General features: G+C 70.4%; 19 protein-coding genes and 1 pseudogene. 14 read left to right on the top strand and 6 right to left on the bottom strand.

Translation table 11 applies throughout. The features are described 5' to 3' along the window. Window positions 1-23 precede the first annotated feature (23 nt). Window positions 24-1,571 carry a carboxylesterase/lipase family protein gene (locus R2K23_RS10860; RefSeq protein WP_316516591.1) on the bottom strand — a complete coding sequence of 516 codons (1,548 nt, stop codon included), beginning with the start codon at window positions 1,569-1,571 and terminating at the stop codon, window positions 24-26. A gap of 94 nt (window positions 1,572-1,665) precedes the next feature. Between R2K23_RS10860 and R2K23_RS10855 the strand changes: the two genes are divergently transcribed. Together R2K23_RS10855 and R2K23_RS10850 are read left to right on the top strand one after the other, a co-directional pair. Then, window positions 1,666-2,022, top strand: a complete 357-nt coding sequence (locus tag R2K23_RS10855; protein ID WP_316516589.1) for a DMT family transporter — start codon at window positions 1,666-1,668, stop codon at window positions 2,020-2,022. Then, window positions 2,022-2,345, top strand: coding sequence for a DMT family transporter (locus R2K23_RS10850; protein WP_316516587.1), 324 nt, complete (start codon window positions 2,022-2,024; stop codon window positions 2,343-2,345). The genes R2K23_RS10855 and R2K23_RS10850 overlap by 1 nt, the downstream gene beginning before the upstream one ends. On the opposite strand, the gene R2K23_RS10845 is transcribed toward R2K23_RS10850, so the two are convergent. Then, window positions 2,325-3,521: an MFS transporter gene (locus R2K23_RS10845; protein WP_316516586.1), complete on the bottom strand. Its 1,197-nt coding sequence runs from the start codon at window positions 3,519-3,521 to the stop codon at window positions 2,325-2,327. The two genes, R2K23_RS10850 and R2K23_RS10845, sit on opposite strands and share 21 nt — an antisense overlap. Window positions 3,522-3,576: 55 nt before the next feature. Here R2K23_RS10845 and malQ point away from each other — a divergent pair, with 55 nt between their 5' ends. From malQ to R2K23_RS10830, 3 genes and pseudogenes are all read left to right on the top strand, one after another. Beyond that, window positions 3,577-5,709, top strand: coding sequence for a 4-alpha-glucanotransferase (gene malQ, locus R2K23_RS10840; RefSeq protein WP_316516584.1), 2,133 nt, complete (start codon window positions 3,577-3,579; stop codon window positions 5,707-5,709). 14 nt (window positions 5,710-5,723) lie between these two features. Further along, window positions 5,724-6,623, top strand: a pseudogene (locus R2K23_RS10835) (serine/threonine-protein kinase); the annotation flags it as partial. Window positions 6,624-6,786: 163 nt separating this feature from the next. Next, window positions 6,787-7,236: a hypothetical protein gene (locus R2K23_RS10830; protein WP_316516583.1), complete on the top strand. Its 450-nt coding sequence runs from the start codon at window positions 6,787-6,789 to the stop codon at window positions 7,234-7,236. Between the two features lies 1 nt (window position 7,237). Here R2K23_RS10830 and R2K23_RS10825 read toward each other — a convergent pair whose 3' ends face one another. Together R2K23_RS10825 and R2K23_RS10820 are read right to left on the bottom strand one after the other, a co-directional pair. Further along, complete coding sequence (locus tag R2K23_RS10825; protein ID WP_316516581.1) at window positions 7,238-8,110, bottom strand: SDR family NAD(P)-dependent oxidoreductase; 873 nt, start codon at window positions 8,108-8,110, stop codon at window positions 7,238-7,240. After that, complete coding sequence (locus R2K23_RS10820) at window positions 8,107-8,952, bottom strand: aldo/keto reductase (protein WP_316516578.1); 846 nt, start codon at window positions 8,950-8,952, stop codon at window positions 8,107-8,109. Before R2K23_RS10820 ends, R2K23_RS10825 begins: the two co-directional genes overlap by 4 nt. A gap of 172 nt (window positions 8,953-9,124) precedes the next feature. On the opposite strand from R2K23_RS10820, the gene R2K23_RS10815 reads away from it, so the two are divergent. The 4 genes from R2K23_RS10815 (at window position 9,125) to R2K23_RS10800 (ending at window position 14,213) form a co-directional block, all read left to right on the top strand. Further along, window positions 9,125-10,609 carry an aldehyde dehydrogenase family protein gene (locus tag R2K23_RS10815; protein ID WP_316516575.1) on the top strand — a complete coding sequence of 495 codons (1,485 nt, stop codon included), beginning with the start codon at window positions 9,125-9,127 and terminating at the stop codon, window positions 10,607-10,609. After that, a complete protein-coding gene (locus R2K23_RS10810) occupies window positions 10,606-11,016 on the top strand; it encodes a nuclear transport factor 2 family protein (protein ID WP_316516573.1) in 411 nt (136 codons plus the stop codon). The genes R2K23_RS10815 and R2K23_RS10810 overlap by 4 nt, the downstream gene beginning before the upstream one ends. A 119-nt stretch (window positions 11,017-11,135) precedes the next feature. Beyond that, complete coding sequence (locus tag R2K23_RS10805) at window positions 11,136-13,511, top strand: xanthine dehydrogenase family protein molybdopterin-binding subunit (protein WP_316516570.1); 2,376 nt, start codon at window positions 11,136-11,138, stop codon at window positions 13,509-13,511. Window positions 13,512-13,514: 3 nt separating this feature from the next. Next, window positions 13,515-14,213, top strand: a complete 699-nt coding sequence (locus R2K23_RS10800) for an SRPBCC family protein (protein WP_316516566.1) — start codon at window positions 13,515-13,517, stop codon at window positions 14,211-14,213. Window positions 14,214-14,298: 85 nt separating this feature from the next. Here R2K23_RS10800 and R2K23_RS10795 read toward each other — a convergent pair whose 3' ends face one another. Next, complete coding sequence (locus R2K23_RS10795) at window positions 14,299-14,769, bottom strand: (2Fe-2S)-binding protein (protein WP_316516565.1); 471 nt, start codon at window positions 14,767-14,769, stop codon at window positions 14,299-14,301. Beyond that, the gene (locus R2K23_RS10790) at window positions 14,762-15,649 is read right to left on the bottom strand and encodes an FAD binding domain-containing protein (RefSeq protein ID WP_316516564.1); all 888 of its coding nucleotides are present in this window, start codon (window positions 15,647-15,649) and stop codon (window positions 14,762-14,764) included. The genes R2K23_RS10795 and R2K23_RS10790 overlap by 8 nt, the downstream gene beginning before the upstream one ends. Before the next feature lie 188 nt (window positions 15,650-15,837). Here R2K23_RS10790 and R2K23_RS10785 point away from each other — a divergent pair, with 188 nt between their 5' ends. From R2K23_RS10785 to R2K23_RS10765, 5 genes are all read left to right on the top strand, one after another. After that, window positions 15,838-16,947, top strand: a complete 1,110-nt coding sequence (locus tag R2K23_RS10785; protein WP_316516562.1) for an FHA domain-containing protein — start codon at window positions 15,838-15,840, stop codon at window positions 16,945-16,947. 5 nt (window positions 16,948-16,952) lie between these two features. Then, window positions 16,953-18,014: a phosphotransferase gene (locus R2K23_RS10780; protein WP_316516560.1), complete on the top strand. Its 1,062-nt coding sequence runs from the start codon at window positions 16,953-16,955 to the stop codon at window positions 18,012-18,014. Window positions 18,015-18,138: 124 nt separating this feature from the next. Next, the gene (locus tag R2K23_RS10775; protein ID WP_316516558.1) at window positions 18,139-18,501 is read left to right on the top strand and encodes a heme-binding protein; all 363 of its coding nucleotides are present in this window, start codon (window positions 18,139-18,141) and stop codon (window positions 18,499-18,501) included. A gap of 174 nt (window positions 18,502-18,675) precedes the next feature. Next, a complete protein-coding gene (locus R2K23_RS10770) occupies window positions 18,676-19,899 on the top strand; it encodes a DUF7373 family lipoprotein (RefSeq protein WP_316516556.1) in 1,224 nt (407 codons plus the stop codon). Then, window positions 19,896-21,821: a serine/threonine-protein kinase gene (locus tag R2K23_RS10765; protein ID WP_316516554.1), complete on the top strand. Its 1,926-nt coding sequence runs from the start codon at window positions 19,896-19,898 to the stop codon at window positions 21,819-21,821. The genes R2K23_RS10770 and R2K23_RS10765 overlap by 4 nt, the downstream gene beginning before the upstream one ends. The last annotated feature ends 22 nt before the right edge of the window (window positions 21,822-21,843 follow it).

Below are 21,843 nucleotides of genomic sequence, written 5' to 3'. Positions count from 1 at the left end.
AGTAACGCCGGGACGGGCCCCGATCAGCGGAAACTCAGCACCTCGTCGCCCCACGCGGTGCGAATGTCCCGGTCGAGGTCCTCGACCACAGAGTCCTCCCGGTCGATCAGCAGCGTCGCGCGCTCCCCCGGGGTGTAGCGGCGCCACGGCTCGCCGGCCGGCCCCACCGGCTCCGCGCCGCGGGCGAAGTTCACCCAGCGCGCCTGCATCCGGTCCGACAGCGCCCGGCCGGCCTTGAGCCCGCCCAGCTTGAACGTCACGTCGCGCGACCCCAGCACCAGATTGCCGAACACGTACGGCAACTCGGTGGCGTGCGCGGCACCGAGTCGGAGCACGCGCAACATCGTCGTCGCCCAATCGAAGCGGTACAGGTACACCGGGGCCACCGCGCTGTGCCCGTCCGCCAGCCACAGCGTCGGCATCCGGAAACCGACGTCGCGCGCCACCTGCAGCCCGCGCGCGCGGGGACGCACACCCGGATACGCCGCCTCGATCTCCGCATCGCTGGGGATCGCGAGTTCGGGCTGTTCGGTGGCGATCTCGTCGAACATCGACCGGATGGTCTTGGGCGCGATGGGCATCAGCGGCGACTTCATCCAGCGGAACAGCGCGGCCTCGTCGCGGTTGGTGCCGATGATCAGCGGCACCGGATGCGACTTGCCTTCCCGGGCGAGCTTGATCGGATAGTCCGGGATCAGGTCACCGTCGACGATCGGGGCGAAGGCCAGGGTTCCCGGCGTGGTGCTCGGCACCTCGTCGAACACCTCGTAGGACGCCTGCACCACGGCCTCCACCGGCACCGACCGCGCCTCGGCCACGCTCACGTCGAGCCTGCGCAGCAGCATCTCGGCGACCCGACTGGCCCGCTGTGCGTCGTAAGCCGAAGTGGCCGGCGAACTTTGGGCGATGGCCCGGTGGAACAGGCCCGCGGCCGCGGGCGCGGTCAACAAGGTGGTGACGATGCCCGCCCCGGCAGATTCCCCGAACACCGTCACCTGCTGCGGGTCGCCGCCGAAGCGCGCGATGTTGTCCTGCACCCACTGCAGGGCCAGGACGGCATCGCGGATACCGACGTTGGAGTCGAAGTCGCCGGCACCGTCGAGGTTTCCGAGTTCCAGGAAGCCGAAGGCGCCCAACCGGTAGTTGATCGAGACCACCACGACACCCCGGGCCGCCAGCGACCGGCCGTCGTAGAGCGGTTGGCTGGACGCGCCCAGCAGATAGGCACCGCCGTGCAGCCACACCATCACGGGCCGGGCCGCACCGTCGGCCAGCACGTCCGCCGGTGCCCACACGTTGAGAAACAGGCAATCCTCCGAGGACCGGGTGCCGGTGCCCAGCGGTATGGGGCTCTCCGGTTGCGGGCACACCGCCCCATACAGCGTCGCGTCGGCGATCTCGGTCCACGGCTGCGGCGGCTGCGGGGCGCGCCACCGCAAGTCATCGACCGGCGGAGCGGCGTAACGGACGCCCTTCCAGGCCGCGACCGTGCCGTCGTTCGTGCCCCGCACCGGCCCACTGCGGGTCTCGACGATCGGATAGCTGCGCACGCGCACTTTCGCCGCGGTCATCTCGTCACTCCTTCACGGTTCGCCCATCGACGGCCCATGTTACTCGCGGGTACGTTACGGATCCCCTGGTCGAGGCCCGTCTATCCTGTCCCCCGTGCACAAATGGGCGCTGCTGACCGCAGCGATCGTGACCGAGGTGGCCGGGACGTTGTCGTTGCGGGCGTTCCAGGACCACCCGGGTTTCCTGGCCATCGTGATCCCCGCCTACCTCAGCTCGTTCGTGCTGCTGGCACTGGTGCTGCGGGCCGGCCTGCCCGTGGGCGTCGCGTACGGCATCTGGGGCGCCTGCGGCACCGCCCTGACCGCGGTGCTGGCCACGTTGATCTTCGCCGACCCTTTCACCGCGCCCGTGGTGGTCGGCATCGGCCTGATCATCGCCGGCGTGCTGCTGATCGAGTTCGGCTCGCACCGGGCCCAGGCCCGCCCGCAGGGTTCCACGGTGTCGGCCTGATGTGGGCGGCGCTGTTCGGCGCGATCCTGGTCGAGGTGGCGGCCACGCTTTCCCTGCGGGCCTCCGACGGGCTGCGGAAACGACTGTGGGCCATCCCGGTCGTCCTCGGCTACACCGCGTCGTTCGCGCTGCTGTCGGTGTCGCTGTCACTCGGCATGCCCGTCGGCATCGCCTACGGCGTGTGGTCGGCCTGCGGTGTCGCGTTGGTCGCGGTGCTCGCGAGGTTCCTGTTCGCCGAGGTGCTGACGCCGATGATGATGGCGGGGATAGCGCTGGTCATCGCCGGTGTACTGGCGATCGAGCTATCCGGCACGCTCGGCTGAGGTCGTCGACCGCAGGGTGGCGGCCAGCAGGGCGATCCCGACTCCGGCGGCCACCACCAGCAGCAGGCTGACGCGCAGGCTCAGGGCGTCGGCGACCACCCCCACCACGGCCGGCGACAGCAGGAACCCGACCCGCATCACCCAGCTGACAACGGTCAGGCCGGTCCCGGGGCGCAGGCCCACGATGTTGTCCGCGCCGTGAAACGCCGCCGGTATCGCGGTCGCGACGCCCAGCCCGGCCAGCCCGAAGCCGACGATGGTCATCGGCACGCTCGGCCAGGCCAGCGCCGCGCCCATCCCGGCGGCGATCAGCAGGCCACCGGCGCGCACCACGGTGCGCTCGGAAAAGCGGTCCACCAGCCGGTCGCCGAGCATCCGGCCGACGAACTGCAGCCCCACCATCGCGATGAACCCGACGGCCGCCACCGCGGCGGGCGCCCCGAAGTCTTCCCGCAGATACACCGCGGCCCAGGAACTTCCGGCGTCCTCCACGAACGCTCCCGCAAACGCCAACGCCGCCAGCGCGGCCACCGGGACCCAGACGGCCGTGGGACGCACGGGCGGGCGCTGCGGCGTCCGCGCCTGCGTCGCGGACTCCGGACCGGGGGGCAGCCGGCGGTAACAGAGCAGGCACAGCAGCGCGACCACAGCCGCGGTGGCGCCCAGTTGGAGGACCCGGTCGACGTGCAGGGCCATCGCGGCCGCCGCGATCGCGCCGCCGGCGACGGCCCCCACCGACCAGGTGGCGTGCAGGGAGTTGATGATCGAACGGGAATAGTCGCGCTGCACGATCAACCCGGCGGCGTTCTGCGCGACGTCGGTGACGGCGTCGACGGCACCGGCGACGAACAGCGCCGCGGCAAACCACGCCGCCGCGGGTGCCGCCCCGGCCGCCACGGTCACGGCCGCCAGCAGCAGGCTGCTCAGCACCGCCACCGGGGCCGCGCCGAAGCGGCGGATGATGCGCGCCGCCGCCCACCCGGCCAGCAGCGCCCCGGACGAGAACGCCGCCACCGACAGGCCGAGCATGGTGTTCGTCAGTTGCAGGTCGGCCTTGATCTCCGGGTAGCGGGGCACCAGGTTGGCGAACACCGCACCGTTGGTGAGGAACAGCACCGCAACGGCGAGCCTGGCCTGACGGAGACGATCGGCGCCCACCTTTCGATGGTGCACCATGGGTGTGATGGTGCCCCACCGCGACAGCGAGCCTCCCGCGACGCAAGATGAACCCATGCCCTCCGTCGACAGCGTCCTGGCCCAGCTCGCCGAACGCCACGGGGTGGCGACCGGTTACGAGGACTGGACCGGCCGGCGCGTCGAGGTCCCCGAGCCGACGCTGGTGGCGGTGCTCGACGCCCTCGGCGTACGCGCCTCGACCGCTGCCGAGCGGGCGAGCGCGCTGGCGGACCTCGATCGTGCGCACTGGTCGAGACCGCTGCCGGCCACCGTGCTGGGGACCGCTGGGCAGCACGGCTCGTTCTGGGTCCACGTCACCCATTGCGATCCCGCCGAGGTCTGGGTTCAACTCGAGGACGGCACCGTCCGGTCCGGCTTGACCCAACTCGAAAACCACACCGCGCCTTACGGTCTCGATGACCGACTGGTCGGTGAGGCCAGCTTCGCCCTGCCCGACGATCTGCCCCTGGGCTACCACCGGATCTGGTTGCGCAGCGGCGAGCTGGAGACCAGCACCGCGCTGGTCATCACCCCCGCCTGGCTGGGGCTGCCGACCCGGATGGGCAACTCTCGGACCTGGGGGCTGGCCACGCAGCTCTACAGCGTGCGGTCGGCCCGCTCCTGGGGCGTCGGGGACCTGACGGACCTGACCGACCTGGCCGTGTGGTCGTCGGCGCGGCACGGGGCCGGCTACATCGTGGTCAACCCGCTGCACGCGGCCGCCCCCACCCGGCCGATGGAACCCTCGCCGTACCTGCCGACCTCGCGTCGATTCGTGAACCCGCTGTACCTGCGGGTCGAAGCCATCCCCGAATACGCCGAGCTGCCCAAACGGCGCCGGGTGCGCCGGCTTCGCGAGGACCTCGCGCGGCGGGTCGCCGAGCGCGACGTCATCGACCGCGACCTGGCCTGGGCCGCCAAACGCGAGGCGCTGCGGCTGGTGCACCGGGTCCCGCGCTCGGCCGGGCGGGAACTGGCCTATGCGGCATTCCGGGACCGGCGCGGTGTCGCCCTCGACGACTTCGCCACCTGGTGTGCGCTGGCCGAACGCCACGGCGACGACTGGCATCGGTGGCCGAGCCAGCTGCAGCATCCGCGCTCGGAGGCGGTGGCCAAGTTCGCCGAAAAGCACAGCGGCACCGTCGATTTCCATCGGTGGTTGCAGTGGCAGCTGGACGAGCAGCTGGCCGCCACCCAGACCGCCGCGCTGCAATCCGGCATGGTGCTCGGCGTCATGCATGACCTGGCGGTCGGGGTGCACCCCAACGGCGCCGACGCGTGGGCCATGCAGGACGTGCTGGCCCTCGGTGTCACCGCCGGCGCACCACCCGACGAGTTCAACCAACTCGGCCAGGACTGGTCGCAACCGCCGTGGCGGCCCGACCAGCTCGAGGAGCAGGAATACCGGCCGTTCCGCGAGCTGATCGCCCACGTGCTGCGCCATGCCGGCGGCGTGCGCATCGACCACATCATCGGGCTGTTCCGGTTGTGGTGGATCCCCAACGGCGCCGCGCCGACGGCGGGGACCTACGTGCGCTACAACCACGAGGCGATGATCGGCATCCTCGCCCTGGAGGCGCAGCGCGCCGATGCGGTGGTCGTCGGCGAGGATCTGGGCACCGTCGAGCCCTGGGTGCGGGACTTCCTGCGGTCCCGCGGCGTGCTGGGCACCTCGATCCTGTGGTTCGAACTCGACCGCGACGGCGACGGCCGCCCGCTTCCGGCGCAGCGCTGGCGCGAGTACTGCATGTCCTCGGTCACCACCCACGACCTGCCGCCGACGGCCGGCTACCTCGCCGGCGAACACGTCCGGATCCGCGCCGAGTTGGGGTTGCTGACCCGTCCCGCCGAAGAGGAGACGGCCGAGGACCGCCGCCAGCAGGAGGCGTGGCTGGCGGAGCTGCGCCGGGTGGGTCTGCTCGAGGCCGGCGCCGCGGACGTCGAAGCGGTGATCACCGCGCTGTACCGCTATCTGGGCCGGACACCGTCGCGGCTGCTGTCGTTGGCCCTTCCCGACGCCGTCGGCGACCCGCGCACCCAGAACCAACCGGGCACCACCGACGAATACCCCAACTGGCGTGTGCCCCTTGGGGACTCGACCGGAAATCCGATCCTGCTCGAGGACGTGTTCACCGATCCGCGGGCGGCGGCGCTGTGCGAAACACTGCGCGCCGCGGCGCAGGAATAGCCTAGGCTTTCGCCATGCCGTTGTCCGGCGGTGCCCAGTTCGCGGGGTACACGATCATCCGCCCCCTGGGCGCCGGGGGCATGGGTGAGGTGTATCTCGCCCATCATCCGCGCCTGGCCCGCCGCGACGCCCTGAAGGTGCTGACCGCCGCGGCGGCCGAGGACGGCGAGTATCGGGAACGCTTCGACCGGGAGGCCGATGTGGTCGCAGGTCTGTGGCATCCGCACATCGTCGGCGTGCACGACCGCGGTGAGCACGACGGCAAGCTGTGGATCTCCATGGATTACGTCGAGGGCACCGACGCCGGCGAACTGGCCGCCGCGCACCCGCAGGGGCTGCCGGCACCGCGGGTGGCCGAGATCATCTCGGCGGTTGCCGACGCGCTCGATTACGCCCACGACCGCCACCTGCTGCACCGCGACGTGAAACCGGCCAACATCATGATCGCCCACCCCGGCACCCCGCAACAACGAATCCTATTCGCGGACTTCGGAATTGCCCGCCGTGACGACGACACCAGCAGCCTGACCGCCACCAACATGACCGTCGGCACGGTCTCGTACGCGGCCCCCGAACAGTTGATGGCCACCAAGCTCGATCCCGCGCTGTCCAAGGCGCTGTCGAAGGATCCGGCGCACCGCTTCGACCGGTGCGTCGATTTCGCTCGCGCGCTGAGCCATCGGTTGGGGGCGGTGCCGGCCGAGCGGGCGCAACCCGGGCCCACCGACCCGACCGCCCCGGCGCCGGCGGCCAAGGCCCCCGCGTCGCACCGGGCCGCCTCCACCCCGCGGCCGCCCTGGCTGCGCCCCGCCGTGCTGCTCCCGATCGTGCTCGCGGTGCTGTTGGTGGCCGCACTCGCGTTCGCTGCCGGTGAGTTCCTGGGGGTGCGCGAGGCCGAGCTGACACCACCGGCGACGCACCATGCCCCAAAGTGACTGCGGACCCAACACCGGGTGAACACCGTGCGGTGGCGGCCCGGGGTGAAACGTTGCCGCACCGGCTGGCGATGTCTCCATAAGTTTCACAGGTGTCCCATCTGCGATATCTTCACTCCGCAGAACCGTTTGGAGGTCGTGCGTGAAGAAGCTTGCCCTGTTCGCCGTCGGCGCCAGTGCCGCTATTTCGATGGCGGTGGTGGGTGCCACCCAGGCCGGCGCGGCCCCACCCGACGTCACCGGTGAGCCGTACGGCAAGGCCGTCGCGGTGTTGAAGAACCAGGGTTACCGGGCGATTTTCGGCGGCTCGATCGGCAACGACCTGCCCCAGTCGCAATGCGTGGTGATCGCTCAGGAGGCGTCCGGCAACGGCGCACAGCGGCTGCGGTTGGACTGCAACCTCGCGCCCGGCCAGGAACGGCCCAATGCCCCCAACACCCACCGGCTGGTGCCGCCCGGGGGTTCGGTCCCCGGGGGTGTCGCCGGCAGCGGCGCTCCCGCCGCGCCGGGCGGCCAGGGAGGCCAGGGTGGCGCCCAGCGTCCCACCCCCGGCGCCGGCACGGTGACCGTCACGCCGCGGCCGGTCGGCTGATTCAGCCAGCCACCATGGCGTGCAGCTCCGTGAGCGTCCACGGCGGCGTGTCGTGGTGGTCGCGGTAACCGAGCAGCGTCGGGCTTGGCCGGTCGAAGCGACCCACGAAGCCGCCCGCCCCGATCAGGATCTGGCCAGTCACCGCTGAGGCGAGATCGCTCACCAGGTAGGCGTACAGCGGCGCAACGTATTCCGGCGGCGCCACGTCGCGGGCCCCGTGCGTCGAGGCGTCGTCGAGCAGCCCGCGGCGATTCAGTTCGGTGATCTGCTGCTCGTAGTCCGGTCCGGTCGACAGCCGGGTCCTGGCGCCCGGACACACCACGTTGGCGCGCACCCCGTGTTCGGCCAGTTCCGCGGCGATCGCCATGGTGAGACCGTTGACGGCGCCCTTGCCGGCCGGATAACCCGTGCCGCCGTAGTCGCCGAGGAAGGCGAACGAGCTGGTGTTGACGATCGCCCCGGTGCGCTGGGCGACCAGGTGCGGGGCCGCCGCCCGGCAGGTGTGGAACACCGTGCCGAGGTGGGCGTCGATCAGCTCCTGGAATTGCGCGCCGGTGACGGTCAGGATCGAAGATCCCACCGGCTCGGCGATACCCGCGCAGTTGATCAGGATGTCCAGCCCGCCGTGGGTGTCCAGGGCGGCGTCGATCAGCGCCGCGGCGGTGCTCTCGTCGGCCGGCGACCCGGCGAACCCGGCCGCGGTGTGTCCGCGTGCTCGAAGTGCCGCGGTGGTCTGCTCCACCGCGGCCTCGTCGCGCCCGTTCACCAGGACCGCGGCGCCCAGTTCCGCCAGCAGCTCACCGACCGCACGGCCGATCCCCCTCGTGCCGCCGACGACGACGGCCGACCGGCCGGCCAGCCGTGGTTCGCTCACGGGATCCAGTCGAAGGTGTCGGGGTCGGGGCCCAGCCGACCGGCGACCCCGCGGTCGAGCGCGCTGATGTCCGCCATGGTCTGGGCGTCGAGGGCGAAGTCGAACAGCCCGGCGTTCTCCTTCATCCGCTGCGGGGACACCGATTTGGGGAAGACGATGTCCCCCCGCTGGATGTGCCAGCGCAGCACCACCTGGGCGGGGGTCTTCCCGAGGCGCTCGGCGATGCCGGTGATGGTGGGATCGCTCAACACGCGGCCCTTGGCGATCGGAGCCCAAGCCTCGGTGGCGATCTCGTGCTTGAGGCCGTAGGCGCGCACCTCATCGTTGGCGTAGTACGGATGGACCTCGATTTGGTTGACCGCGGGCACCGTGTCGGATCCCTTCGCCAGCACGTCGAGGTGCGCGGGGTTGAAGTTCGAGACCCCGATGCTGCGCGCCCGCCCGTCGGCGGCGAACTCCTCGAGCACCTTCCACGTGGACAGGAAGTCCCCGCCGTAGCGGGTCGGCAGCGGCCAGTGGATCAGGAACAGGTCCACGTAGTCGCTGCCCAGCGCGGCCAGCGTCGCGTCGAATGACCTTCGGGCGGCGTCGGGTTCGTGGACCGAGTTGTTCAGTTTGCTCGTGACGTACACCTGGTCGCGGTCCAGCCCGGCGTCGCGGATGCCCTGCCCCACGCCGGCCTCGTTGCCGTACATCTGGGCCGTGTCGACGTGGCGGTAGCCGATCTCCAGGGCCTGGCGCACCGCGGTCGCGGTCTCGGCCGGCGGGATCTCGTACACACCGAAACCGAGCTGCGGAATGCTCGACCCGTCGTTGAGGGTGACGGTGGGAACGTTGCTCATCGTGGCCTCCAGGTCTTCAGCTGTCCCCCAGCACGCTACGCGGGGGAATATTGCCCACGCCCGCCCGGCGGCTCCGCCGAAAACCCGGACTCAAACCCACGTGACAAGGTCGACACGTTCTGTAAACTTGTCGCAGAATCCACAATTCCGAGTGCTTGTGAGGGTGCCCACGATGACGACTGTGCAGAGCGAGACCGGTGTGCTGGCGGGCGATTCCCGCATGCTGATCGACGGCGAGATGACCGGCACGGCCAACGGCGCCACCTTCGACGTGGTCCACCCGGCCAGCGAAGAGGTCGCCGGCACCGCGGCCGACGGCACCGTCGACGACATGGCGCGCGCGGTCGGGGCGGCGCGCCGCGCCTTCGACGAGACCGACTGGTCTCGGGACCGCGACTTCCGCTTCAACTGCCTGATGCAACTGCACGCGGCCCTGGAGAAGAACCAGGAACGGTTGCGGCGCATCCTGATCACCGAGGTGGGTTGTCCGGTGACGGTCACCGGCAGCCAGATCGAAAGCCCCATCGCAGAGGTCAAGCACTGGGCCGAACACGGCCGCGACTTCGAGTACCTCGTCGACACCGGTTTGCACGACACCCCGCTGGGACCGGCGCGCCGCAAGCTGCATTACGAGGCCGTCGGCGTGGTCGGCGCGATCACCCCGTGGAACGTGCCGTTCTACCTCAACATCGCCGAAACAATTCCCGCGTTGATGGCCGGCAACACCGTGGTGCTCAAACCCGCGCAGCTGACCCCGTGGTCCGGCAGCGAGCTGGGCCGCATCGTCGCCGAGGAAACCGACATCCCCGCCGGGGTGTTCAACGTCGTGACCTCCAACGCCAACGAGGTCGGCGCCGCACTGTCGGCCGACCCGCGGGTCGACATGATCACCTTCACCGGCTCGACCGCCACCGGCCGGGCCATCCTCGCCGCCGGCGCTTCGACGGTGAAGAAGACCCTGCTCGAACTCGGCGGCAAGTCGGCCCACATCGTGCTCGACGACGCCGATCTCAACGCGTCGCTGCCGCTGGCGGCGATGATGGCCTGTGTCATGTCCGGGCAGAGCTGCATCCTGCCCAGCCGCATCCTGCTGCCCCGCTCCCGCTACGAGGAGGGCATCGAGATCCTCAAGACCAGCATGGCGAACTTCCCCGTCGGCGACCCGTGGACACCGGGCAACATGCAGGGCCCGCAGATCAGCGAGACCCAACGGCAGAAGGTGCTCGGGCTGATCAAGTCCGGCGTCGACTCCGGGGCCCGGCTGGTCACCGGCGGCGGCATCCCCGAGGCGCTGCCGGTCGGCTACTACACCGAGGCCACCCTGCTGGCCGACGTCGACCCGGACTCGAAGATCGCCCAGGAGGAGATCTTCGGCCCGGTGCTCACCGTCACTCCGTACGACAGCGACGACGACGCGGTGGCCATCGCCAACAACACCATCTACGGGCTGTCCGGCGAGGTGTCGGGCACCGACGTGGACCGCGCCTTCTCGGTGGCCACCCGGATGCGTACCGGCAACGTCACCATCAACGGCAAGAGCCACTTCGGGATCGACTCCCCCTTCGGCGGCACCAAGCAGTCCGGCCTGGGCTACCGCAACGGCACCCAGGGCTACATGGAGTACCTGGCCATCAAGACCATCGGCATGCCGGAGTGAGCGATCAACTCGAGATCACCGCGCTGCTGAACCGCTACGCCCGCGCGGTCGACACCAAGGACTGGGAGCTGTACCGCTCGGTGTTCACCGAGGACGCGCACATCGACTACAGCTCGGCCGGCGCCGTCGTCGGCACCCGCGACGAGGTGGTCGAGTGGTTCGCGGCCAACTTCGGCGTACTGCCGTGGAGCATGCACTACATCACCAACGTCGAGGTGCTCGAGACCGACGGTGACACGGCCCGCGTGCAGGCCATGTTCTACAACCCCATGCAGCTGCCGGGGATGACCGACATCAGCGCGTGCGGGGGCTATTACCACCACGAGTTGGTCCGCACCCCGGACGGCTGGCGCAGCCGCAACCTGCGCGAAGAGAACATCTGGTTCACCAACAAACCGGGCGGCTGAGGCTGGCGGGGAGTTCGGGCACCGCGGTTCTGTACTCGCCGAAACACAGCTAGTACGCTGCTGCTGAGCGAGTGCTTAGCAGCGCAGCCCGCTGCGTGACGAAATGGGGACGATTGCCGATGGCTGAAACTGCTCTCGAGACCGACAACCGGCCGGCCAGCCGGTATGCCGGCACGCGGGTGCCGCGGGTGGAGGACAACCGCCTGCTGACCGGGACCGGCACCTACGTCGACGACGTCACGCGGCCGGGCATGCTGCACGCCTGCTTCGTCCGCAGCCCCTTCGCCCGGGCGAAGATCACCGGCATCGACGTCTCCGCCGCGCGTGCCCATCCGGGCGTGGTCGCGGTGCTGACGGCCGCGGACATCAACCACGAGGTGCTCGAGGCCTGGCACGCGGTGGCCGGCAAGGACGTTCCGGACACCCCGCGGCCGCCGTTGGCCGACGGCGAGGTGAAGTTCGTCGGTGACCCGGTGGCCATCGTGATCGCCGAGGACCGCTACGTCGCCGAGGACGCCATCGAACTGGTCGACGTCGACTACGAGCCGCTGCCGGCCGTCGCCGATTTCACCAAGGCCGTACAGATGGCCGCCGAGCACGGTCACGTGGTCCACGAGCAGTACCCGGACAACCAGGCCGGCGGCATGGCCGGCATGCCTCCGGACGAAGAGGTGTTCGCCGCCGCGGCGCACGTCGCCCAGGCGCACATCTATCAGCAGAGCTACGTGCCGGTGCCGATGGAAACCCGCGGCATGGTCGTCGAATGGCAGTCGGCGTCGAACGAACTCACGGTGTGGGCGTCCACCCAGACCCCGCACGAGTTGCGCGCGTTCGCCGCCCGGCTGCTGGGCCTGCCCGCGCAGAACGTGCGGGTGATCATGCGCGACACCGGCGGCGGATTCGGCCAGAAGGTCGTCCCGATGCGGGAGGACATGTGCATCCTGCTGGCCGCCCGCAAGGTGCCGGCCGCCCTGAAGTGGATCGAGGACCGCCGGGAGAACCTGATGACGGCCGGCCAAGCCCGGCACGTCGACGGCAAGGTCCGGATGGCCTTCGACGAGGACGGCACGATCCTGGCCGGCGACATCGACTTCATCCAGGACATTGGCGCCTACCCCACCCCCTACCCGGTGTTGACCACCGCGGCCATCGGGATGTTCTTCCCCGGGCCCTACCGGGTTCCGAAGTGCAGCTTCAACTACCAGACCGTGTTCTCCAACACCGCGGGTCTGGCGGCCTACCGCGGCCCGTGGCAGTACGAGACGCTGTCACGGGAGATCCTGCTCGACATCGCGGCCCGCCAGATGGACATGGACCCGGTCGAGTTGCGCCGCCGCAACATCCTGCGCGGCGACGAGATGCCCTACTTCAACCCCAACGGCATGCCGTATGACCACGTGGCGCCGGCCGACACCTTCGAGCAGGCGGTGAAGATCCTCGATCACGAGGGCTTCCGCAAGGAGCAGCGCGAGGCGCTGGAGCAGGGCCGCTACATCGGCCTCGGCTTCTCTGCCTACATCGAGCCCACCGGCGCGGCCACCGGCCACCTGGGCACCGAGGGCGCCACCATCCGGATGGAGCCCACCGGCACCATCAACGTCTACGTCAACGGCGGCTCGACGGGCAACAGCATCGAGACCACCGTGGTGCAGCTGACCGCCGACGCGCTGGGCGCCGACATCGAGGACGTCTCGACCATCCAGGGCGACACCGCGGTAACTCCATACGGGGCCGGCACGCAGGGCAGCCGCAGCGGACCGATGACGGCCGGTGCCGTCCACGAGGCGGGCACCATCCTGCGAAAGCAGTTGCTGACGATCGCCGCCTCGATGCTCGGCGTCGAAGAGTCCGAGATCGAGCTGGCGAATTCGAAGGCCACCGTGCGCGGCGACGACGGCAAGAGCGTGACCTTCGCCGACATCGCCTACCGCGCGTACTACGACGCGGCGCAGCTGCCGCCGGGGACCTCGGCGCTGCTGGAGGCCACGGCGCGGTTCGCCTCGCCCCCGACCGCGATGATCCACTGGGCCAACGCGACTCACGCCTGCACCTGCGAGGTGGACATCGTCACCGGCCAGGTGAAGCTGACCCGCTACATCGTCAGCGAGGACGTCGGCCCGATGATCAACCCGAATGTCGTCGAGGGTCAGGTCGCGGGCGGCACGGTGCAGGGCATCGGCGGCGCGCTGCTGGAGCACCAGGCCTACGACGCCGACGGGAACCCGCTGTCGTCCACCTTCGTGGACTACCTGCTGCCCACCACCACCGACGTGCCGAACATCGAGTTCGGCCACGTCGAGGTCCCCGGGCCGGGGGTCGGCGGCTACAAGGGGTGCGGCGAGGGCGGGGCCATCGGCTCGCCGCCGGCCGTCATCAACGCGATCAACGATGCGCTGGCGCCGCTGGGCGTCACCATCACGAAAATGCCGGCCACGCCCGCCACGATCGTCGCGGCGATCGAAGAGGCCCAGAAGACCCAGAGCAAAGGACAGTAGAAGGTGGAGTTAGTCAACGAGTTTCGCGTTCCCGTTCCCATCGACCAGGCCTGGGCAGTGCTCACCGATGTCGAACGCATCGCGCCGTGCATCCCCGGGGCGCAGTTGCTGTCGGTCGACGGCGACGCATTCACCGGCGCGGTGAAGGTGAAGGTCGGCCCGATCACCGTGCAGTACCAGGGCAATGCGGCGTTCAAGGAGAAGGACGCGCAGGCCCACCGCGCGGTGATCAAGGCCAGCGGCAAGGAGACCCGCGGCCAGGGCAACGCGGCCGCGCTGGTCACCGCCGAACTCAAGGACGAGGGCGACGCCTGCACCTGTGTGCTGACCACCGACCTGACCATCTCGGGCAAGGCCGCGCAGTTCGGTCGCGGGGTGCTCGCCGACGTCGCGGGCAAGCTCATCGACCAGTTCGCCGCTCGCCTGGAGGCCGACCTGGTGGCCGGGTCCTCCGCCCCGCGCGCGACTCCGCTGTCGGCAGTCCCGTCCGGCGCGACGGCCGCTGCGGCGCAACCGAATACCGCCGACGACGACGCGGCCTCGTTGGATCTACTGTCGGTGATCGCGGCGCCGATGGCCAAGCGCGCCCTGCCGGTGGCCGCCGGATTGCTCGCCGGATTGGCGCTCGGAGTGCTGTTCGGTGGCCGCCGCTCGCGGCAGCCCTACGTCGTGGTGCTGCCCCCGGGAGCCCAGCTCGGCTGAACAGAGTCGAAAAACACCGAGGGCGGAGATTCTCGCGAATCTCCGCCCTCGGTGTTCGACGCGGCGGCGTCAGTCCCGCTGTGGGTCAGCTGGTCTCGACGACGCGATGGACGGCGTTGACGATGCCCTGGTAGCCGGTGCAGCGGCAGAAGTTGCCCGAGAGTCCCTCGCGGATCTCCTCGTCGGTGGGCTTCGGATTGTCCTTGAGCAGCGCGGTGATCGACATGACGAAGCCCGGCGTGCAGAATCCGCACTGCAGGCCGTGGCACTCGCGCAGCGCGGCCTGCACCGGCGACAGCTCCCCGTCCGGGGAAGCCACGCCCTCGACCGTGGCCACCTCCTTGCCGTCGGCCTGCACGGCGAACACCAGGCAGCTGCGCACCGCCTCGCCGTCGAGCAGAACGGTGCAGGCCCCGCAGGAGCCGTGCTCACATCCCAGATGGGTCCCGGTCAGGCCACACCGCTCACGGACGAAGTCGGCCAACGTCATTCGGGGCTCGACCACCGCCTGCACGTCGCGGCCGTTGACGGTCATCTCCACGATGTGCTCATGCATATGCGTTCTCCCTGCTGGCCTCGGTGACGGCGTCGGTGAAGGCCCGCGATACCATCGCGGAGCCCACGCGGGTGCGGTAGGACACCGACCCCTGCTGGTCGGCGGGTATGTCGTCGAGTCCGCGCATCGCCAACTCGCCCACCTCGTCGGCGACGACATCGGCGAGCTTCCGCCCGATCACGGCCTGCTCGGCCTCGTGGGCGCGCCGCGGTGTGGACCCCAACCCCAGCAGGCCGATGGCGCATCGCTTGACCCGGTCGTCGTCGTCGAGCTCGGTGGCGACGGTGGCGCCGGCGATCGCGAAATCGCCATGCCGGCGGGCGAATTCGTGTACCCCGAAGCCGCTGCGGCCGCGCCACACCGGGAAGCCGACCGCGGTGAGCACCTCGCCCGGTGCCAGGGCGGTCTCCCACAGGCCGGTGAAGAACTCCGCGGCGGGGATCTCGCGTCGCCCGGCCGAGGACGTCGCCTCGATCACGGCGTCCAGCGTCAGCGCCGCGGTCGGATACTCACCGGCCGGGTCGGCATGCGCCACCGCTCCGCCGAGCGTGCCCCGGTTGCGGATCTGGAAGTGCCCGATCAGCGGGGTCACCCGGTTGAGCAGCGGGACGTCGGTGCGCACCACGTCGTCGGCGCCGACCGCGGCGTGCGTGGTTCCGGCGCCCACCCAGAGGGTGTCGCCGCGCCGTTCGATGCCCTGGAGCTCGCGCAACCGCGAGATGTCGACCAGGTTCTCGAAATGCGTCAGGCGCAACGCCAGCATCGGCGTCAGGCTCTGGCCGCCGGCGAGGATCTTGGCGTCGTCGCCGAGCTCGTCGAGCAGGGCGCACACGTCTTCGAGATCATGCGGGCGGTGGTAGGCGAATGGGGCCGGCTTCATGACTGCCCTCCTGAAAACCGGGGGCGTACAGGGCTGCTGTGCACTCGCTCAGTTTAGAGCACGCCGTGGTGACCGACGTCACCGGCTGTCCGCGCAGCAAAATGTAGCGATGCAACACTTATGCTTGCGATATGCTCCCTTGGATTGCCTAAGGCGTAGCGATGATGTAGCAGGAGGATGTAGCGACGATGGACTCCGCGGCCACCGGAGCAGCAAATCCTGACCGCCCCACCCCGCCGGCACCACCCAAACTCACCGTGCGTTGTGGCGGCCAGATCCGCTCGGCCGACCCCGCCGACGGCGAGCTCACGATCGGCCGCGACCCCGCCTCGAGCATCCACTTCAACTTCAGTTGGATGTCGCGGACCCACGTGCGGTTACGCCCGGAGGGCGCGACCTGGGTGGCCATCGACAGCAGCCGCAACGGCATGTTCGTCGACGGGGTACGCCACGAGTCCGTCCCGATCGCCGATCGGATGACGATCAAGCTCGGCGACGCGGACGGCTTCGCCGTGGACCTGTTCGTCGGTGACGACACCCCCGACGACTTCGATGACGACGCCGGCGACCGCTCCGAGGAGACCACCTCCGTCGAACCCGTCGACCCCGGCATCGCCCGCGCCGGCGCGGCGGTCGCGGCCCGGCGCCGGGAACTCGAACTCACGCAGCGCGGCCTGGCGCGCGACAAGATCATCAACGCCGGGGCGCTGATCGCGTTCGAGAAGGGCCGCAGCTGGCCACACGAGAGCACCCGCACCAAACTCGAGCAGATCCTGCAGTGGCCGCCCGGCACCATCTCGGGAATCCGCCAGGGGGCGCCCGCCCCTGACGACGAAGCCACCCAGGTGATCTCGACATCGGTGGCCTCGCCGCTGATCGCCCAAACCATCCAGTTGGCCCTGAAGAGCGTCGACACCGCCATCGAGGCGCTGCCCGACCCGGCCGCACCCGAGTACTACGCGGCGGCCACCGGCATCCTGGCCGACCTCCGCAACCTGCGCGCCGTGGCTACCGAGGCGGCCCGCAACGCCCCCGGCGCGCCCGCGCTCGTCATCGCCCTCGGTGGCGTGCGGCGCCGCTACGATGACCTCATGCTGAAGGTCGCCGCCACGCCGAAAGCCTCAGTCGGGCAACGACTCTTCGCCGCCCGACACCGTACAAACCTCACCGAGGAGGACGCCGCCCTGGCCGCCGGGCTGTCGGTCAACCTGATCGAGGCGGCCGAGGCCGACCAACCGTTGCCGCCGCTGGCGGAATCGGCGGTCGCGGCGCTGCTCGCCGAACTCGAGGCGACGTGACGGCCATGGGCGGGGAAGCCGAACTGGTGCCGGTGCTGCCGGCGCACCGACTCGACGAGGCCGCGCTGGCCCGCTACCTGAGTCGGCATCTGCCGGGGTTCGACGGCGAGGTGCAGATCCGCCAATTCCAAGGCGGACAAAGCAATCCGACCTACCACCTGGCCACGCCGGCCGGCCAGTACGTGCTACGCAAGAAGCCGCCGGGCAAGCTGCTCCCGCGCGCACACGCCGTCGAACGCGAGTATCAGGTGATTTCCGCGCTCGCCGATTCCGACGTGCCCGTTCCGGCCGCCCGGTTGCTATGCACCGACGAAACGGTGATCGGTACGGCGTTCTTCGTGATGGACCACGTACCCGGTCGGGTCTTTCCCGACCGGGTGCTGCGCGACGCGACCCCCGCCGAGCGCGCCGCGACCTACGCCGACCTGGCCCGCGTTCTGGGCGCGCTGCACCGGGTGGATTGGCGCGCGGCCGGGCTCGCCGACTTCGGCAGGCCCGACGGGTATCTGGAGCGACAGGTGGCGCTGTGGACCCGGCAGTGGGAGGCGGCCCGCTGCGAAGAGATGCCGCAGATGGACCTGCTGGCCGAATGGCTGCCGCGGCACCTGCCGCCCGACACCGAACCCGCCTGCATCGCCCACGGGGACTACCGGCTGGGTAACGTGCTGCTGCATCCGGAGGAGCCGCGCGTGGTCGCCGTGCTGGATTGGGAGCTCGCGACCCTCGGCCACCCGCTCGCCGACCTGGCCTACACCTGCCTGACCTACCACTTCGACGCCGGCCCCGACGGCCTCGAGGGGGTCGCGGGCGAGGACCTGACGGGCACCGGAATTCCCACCCAAGACGAGTTCGTCGCGTCCTACTGCGAGCACGCGCGCCGGCCGATACCCGAGTCACTGGACGTCTTCGTGGTGTTCTCCATGTTCCGACTGGCCTCGATCGTGGCCGGTGTCTGGCGGCGCGGGTTGGACGGCAACGCCGCGGACGCGCGCGCCGGGACCGACCTGTTCCGCACCCGCTACCGCACCATGGCCGAGCGGGCGTGGGAGCTCGCGCAGCGCGTGTGAGAAACGTCGGCGCGCCGCACCCGCTGAGGTCAAGTCCGGTGCGAACCGCATCGCGGTGCTTTAATGCCTAACGGAACCTTCGACCCGTAACGACAGAGTGACAACCGAATCCTAAGGAGCAGTTATGTCTTCCATCGCCCGTCGTCTTGCCGTGGGGCTCATCGGCACCGGGGCAACCGCGGCGATTCTGGCCGTCGCTCCTGCGGTATCCGCCGATCCGTTGCCGCCCAACTGCACCGCCGCCGACCTGGCCGGCATCGCGTCCGGCGTGGCCGCTTCGACGTCGGCATACCTGTTCACCCATCCCGAGGTCAACGCGTTCTACACCGACCTCGAGGGTTCCGACCGCGACGCCATCACCGCCGCCCAGGACGAGTACTTCGAAGCCAACCCGCAGGTGGCCGCCGAACTGGCGGGCATCCGGGCGCCGCTGGTCGACGCCCAGGAGCGCTGCGGTGTCACCGATACCTTCGAGGACCTGCCCTGATCAGCACCGCCTGCTGAGCCGAAACCAGTTCTCCCCCATCACTGACATCCCCGGCGGATGACCCCTTTTTCGGGCATTCGCCGGGGATTCGTCGTGTGGGGTGGCCACTCCGCGGCCGCGCACCCGGTAGATTTGCCTGCGGCGGACGACCGCGACGGCAGGAACGAGGGGGACATGGGTCCGAGCGCGCTACGCGCCGCGGTGGTTGCCGCGGTGGCGTTGCTGCTCGCCGGGTGCGCAACTGTCCACAGCGGCACCGCCATTCGCGACCCGCGCGCCGACCCCCGCGCGGTGAACACGGCGTTGCTGGACCCGGGCGACCTGCTCACCACGCCGCGCCCGCCGCTGGGCACCGCCGGTGACCGGACCGCCGGTGCGTTGCTGGAGGCCCGCCGGATGGCCGAGTTCGTGGTACTGCCGTTCGAGGTCGACCCGGGATTGAACGGCGTCCCGCCCGCACCGAACGGACCCGTGGTCAACCCCGACCAGCTGGGGATGACCTTCCTGAACTCGGCGATCCCGCCGGCGGTGCGCCCGCACGACTTCGTCACCGCATTTCAGACCTCGGCGGGCACCAGGCCCAGCTCGCTGACCCGTTTCACCAACATCGTGCTGCGGTTCGCCACTCCCGAGAACGCCGCCGCGGCGGCCCGCGCCATGGGCGAGGCCACGCTGGCGGCCCCGATCGTGGTCAACCCGAGCCCGGAGAAGGCGTGGCGCGCCGTCCCCCGGGAGGACCGGCCCGAGGTGCTGCTCTACCAGTCCGACAGCGACGGCTGGTCTTCAGTGCGCGCCTTCACCGCCCACGGCCCCTACGTGCTGGCTCAGCTGACTCAGGACAAGGCCGCCGAGGAGGCCATCGCCCTGGCGCTGAGCACCGTCGACAAACAGCGTCCGGCACTCGACCGCTTCGTCCCCACCGCCGTCGACCAGCTCGCCACGCTGCCGGCGGACCCGACGGGGCTGATCGCGCGATCGCCGGTGATCCCGGAGGGCCCCGGGACGAACGCAGCCGGGGTGTACGGCCCGCACGCCGCGCTCAACTTCATGCACGACCCCGTCCGCGACCAACCGCTGTTCGAAGAGGTCGGTCTGCAGTGGATGCTGCTGTCGATGGCCAACGTCTACCGGACTCGTGACGACGACGGCGCACGCCGGCTCGCCGACGGGTTCGCCACCCAGATGGCGGACCGCAACTACACCCGCGCCGAACCGGTTTCGGGAATGCCCGCATCGCGCTGCTTCACCTCCCCCAAGGACGACCCGTCCATCCTCAACGGCCCCCTCACCTATTGCCTGGCGCCGGTGGACGCGGACCTGATCGAGGTGTCGGCGCCACAACCCGCCGACGCCCATCAGTTGATGGCCGCGCAGTACCTGATGTTGGTCGCGCCATGACGATGCCGACCGGAACGGTGATCGCCGGCTACACCATCGAGCGCAAACTCGGCGCCGGTGGTATGGGAACGGTGTATCTGGCGCGCCACCCGTCGCTGCCCCGCAGCGATGCGCTGAAGGTGCTCTCCGCGGAGTTCTCCGCCGACCCGCAGTTTCGCGCCCGGTTTCGTCGAGAGGCGGATCTGGCTGCCGGACTGGATCATCCGAACGTGGTCCGGGTCTACACCCGCGGGGAAACCGAGGACGGTCGGCTGTGGATGGCGATGCAGTACGTCGAGGGCACCGACGCCGGCGCCGTGCTCGACTCCGGCCCCATGGACCCCGCCCGCGCGGTGCACATCGTCGCCGAGGTCGCCAAGGCGTTGGACTACGCCCATTCCCGTAACCTGCTGCACCGCGACATCAAACCCGCGAATTTCCTGCTCGCCGGGACGCCCGGGCCCACCGAACGAGTCTTGTTGGCCGACTTCGGGATTGCCCGCGCCGCCGATGACGCGACCCGGCTGACGGCCACCGGGTCGATGGTGGCCACCGTGGCCTATGCCTCGCCGGAAGCCGTGGAGGGTCGGCCACTGGATCACCGCTCCGACCTGTATTCGCTGGGGTGCGCGCTGTACCGGATGCTCACCGACCGCACCCCGTTCCAGGGGGTCGGGCCGATGTCGGCGGTGATGATGGCCCATGTCATGCGGCCACCGCCGCGCGCCACCGAGGCGGCGCCGTGGCTGCCCGCGGGTTTCGATGCGGTGATCGCCACCGCGATGGCCAAGGACCCCGCCGCCCGGTATCAGAGCGCGCGGGAGTTCGCCGCCGCCGCCCAGACCGCTCTGCACGGCGGCCAACCCCCGCAACCGCAACCCGGAGCGCCCGCCCCGGCCTACGGAGAACCGACCCCGGCGTGGATGGCCGAGCCCACCCAGACCTACCCGAGCGGGTATTACAGCGGTCCGCATGCCCGGCCGACACGCGCCGGGAGCCGACGGCGCACCCTCTGGCTGGCGGCCGCGGCGGCGGCCCTGGTCGCGGTGGTCGTGGCGGCACTGCTGCTCATCCCGCGCGGCGCGGACCGCGCGCCGTATCCGGCGCAGATGTTCGCCCACACCTTCGGGGCCACCCGGATCGATCAGCGGCCGACGGCGGTGGCGACGCTGGGCCCTGGCGACGCCGACGTCGCGCTGTCCCTGGGGGTCCAGCCGGTGGCACTGCTCGCCCCGGGCGGCACGGTGCCCGGGTGGCTGCGTGAACTCATCGACGGCGACCCGGCGATCCTCGACACCGCGGACCCCTCGGCCATCGCCGCGGCCCGGGCAGACTTGGTCATCGACACCGGTTCCGGTCTCGACCGCGGACTCTACGATCAGCTCGCGGCGGTGGCCCCCACCGTCACCCGCCCCAATACCAGCGGCCTGCCGTTCGATCCGCAGCTGCAGCTTTCCTGGATCGGCGGCATCCTCGGCGAGGGGACTCGCGCGGCGGAGTTGGCCCGGGAACTCGGAGCCCAGCAGGCCGCACTGCGCGCCGACCACCCCGACTTCGCCGACAAGACCATCACGGTATTCCACTTCACGCCCTCGGGGCTCTCGGCCGCGTTGGCCGAGTCGCCCGCGGGCAGCTATCTGACCGGCCTCGGCTTCTCCTACAACCCGAAGCTGCCCGGCCGCCCCGACGGCACGGCGGAGATTCCGATCCATCCCGACGCGTTGTTGCAGTACGGCAGCGACGTTGCGGTGATCGTCCGTACCGACCCGGCCGCCGGCAACGGCGCCTTCGGGGGGCTGCCGGCGACGTTCACCGCCTACGGGGCCGCGCAGATCGTGGTCGACGAGCCCGACGTCGTGGCCGCGCTGGCCGGTGCGGGACCGGCGGCCACCCGCCATCTGAACGGCACGTTGGTACCGGAAATTCAGGACCGGCTCGGATGAGCCCGCCCGTAGACTCGACCGG

The organism is Mycolicibacterium sp. MU0050, from assembly GCF_963378085.1.
In the GTDB taxonomy this organism is placed as follows: domain Bacteria; phylum Actinomycetota; class Actinomycetes; order Mycobacteriales; family Mycobacteriaceae; genus Mycobacterium; species Mycobacterium wendilense.
Note: the sequence above shows the minus strand (reverse complement) of the source record. Positions and strands in the feature narration are given on the sequence as shown.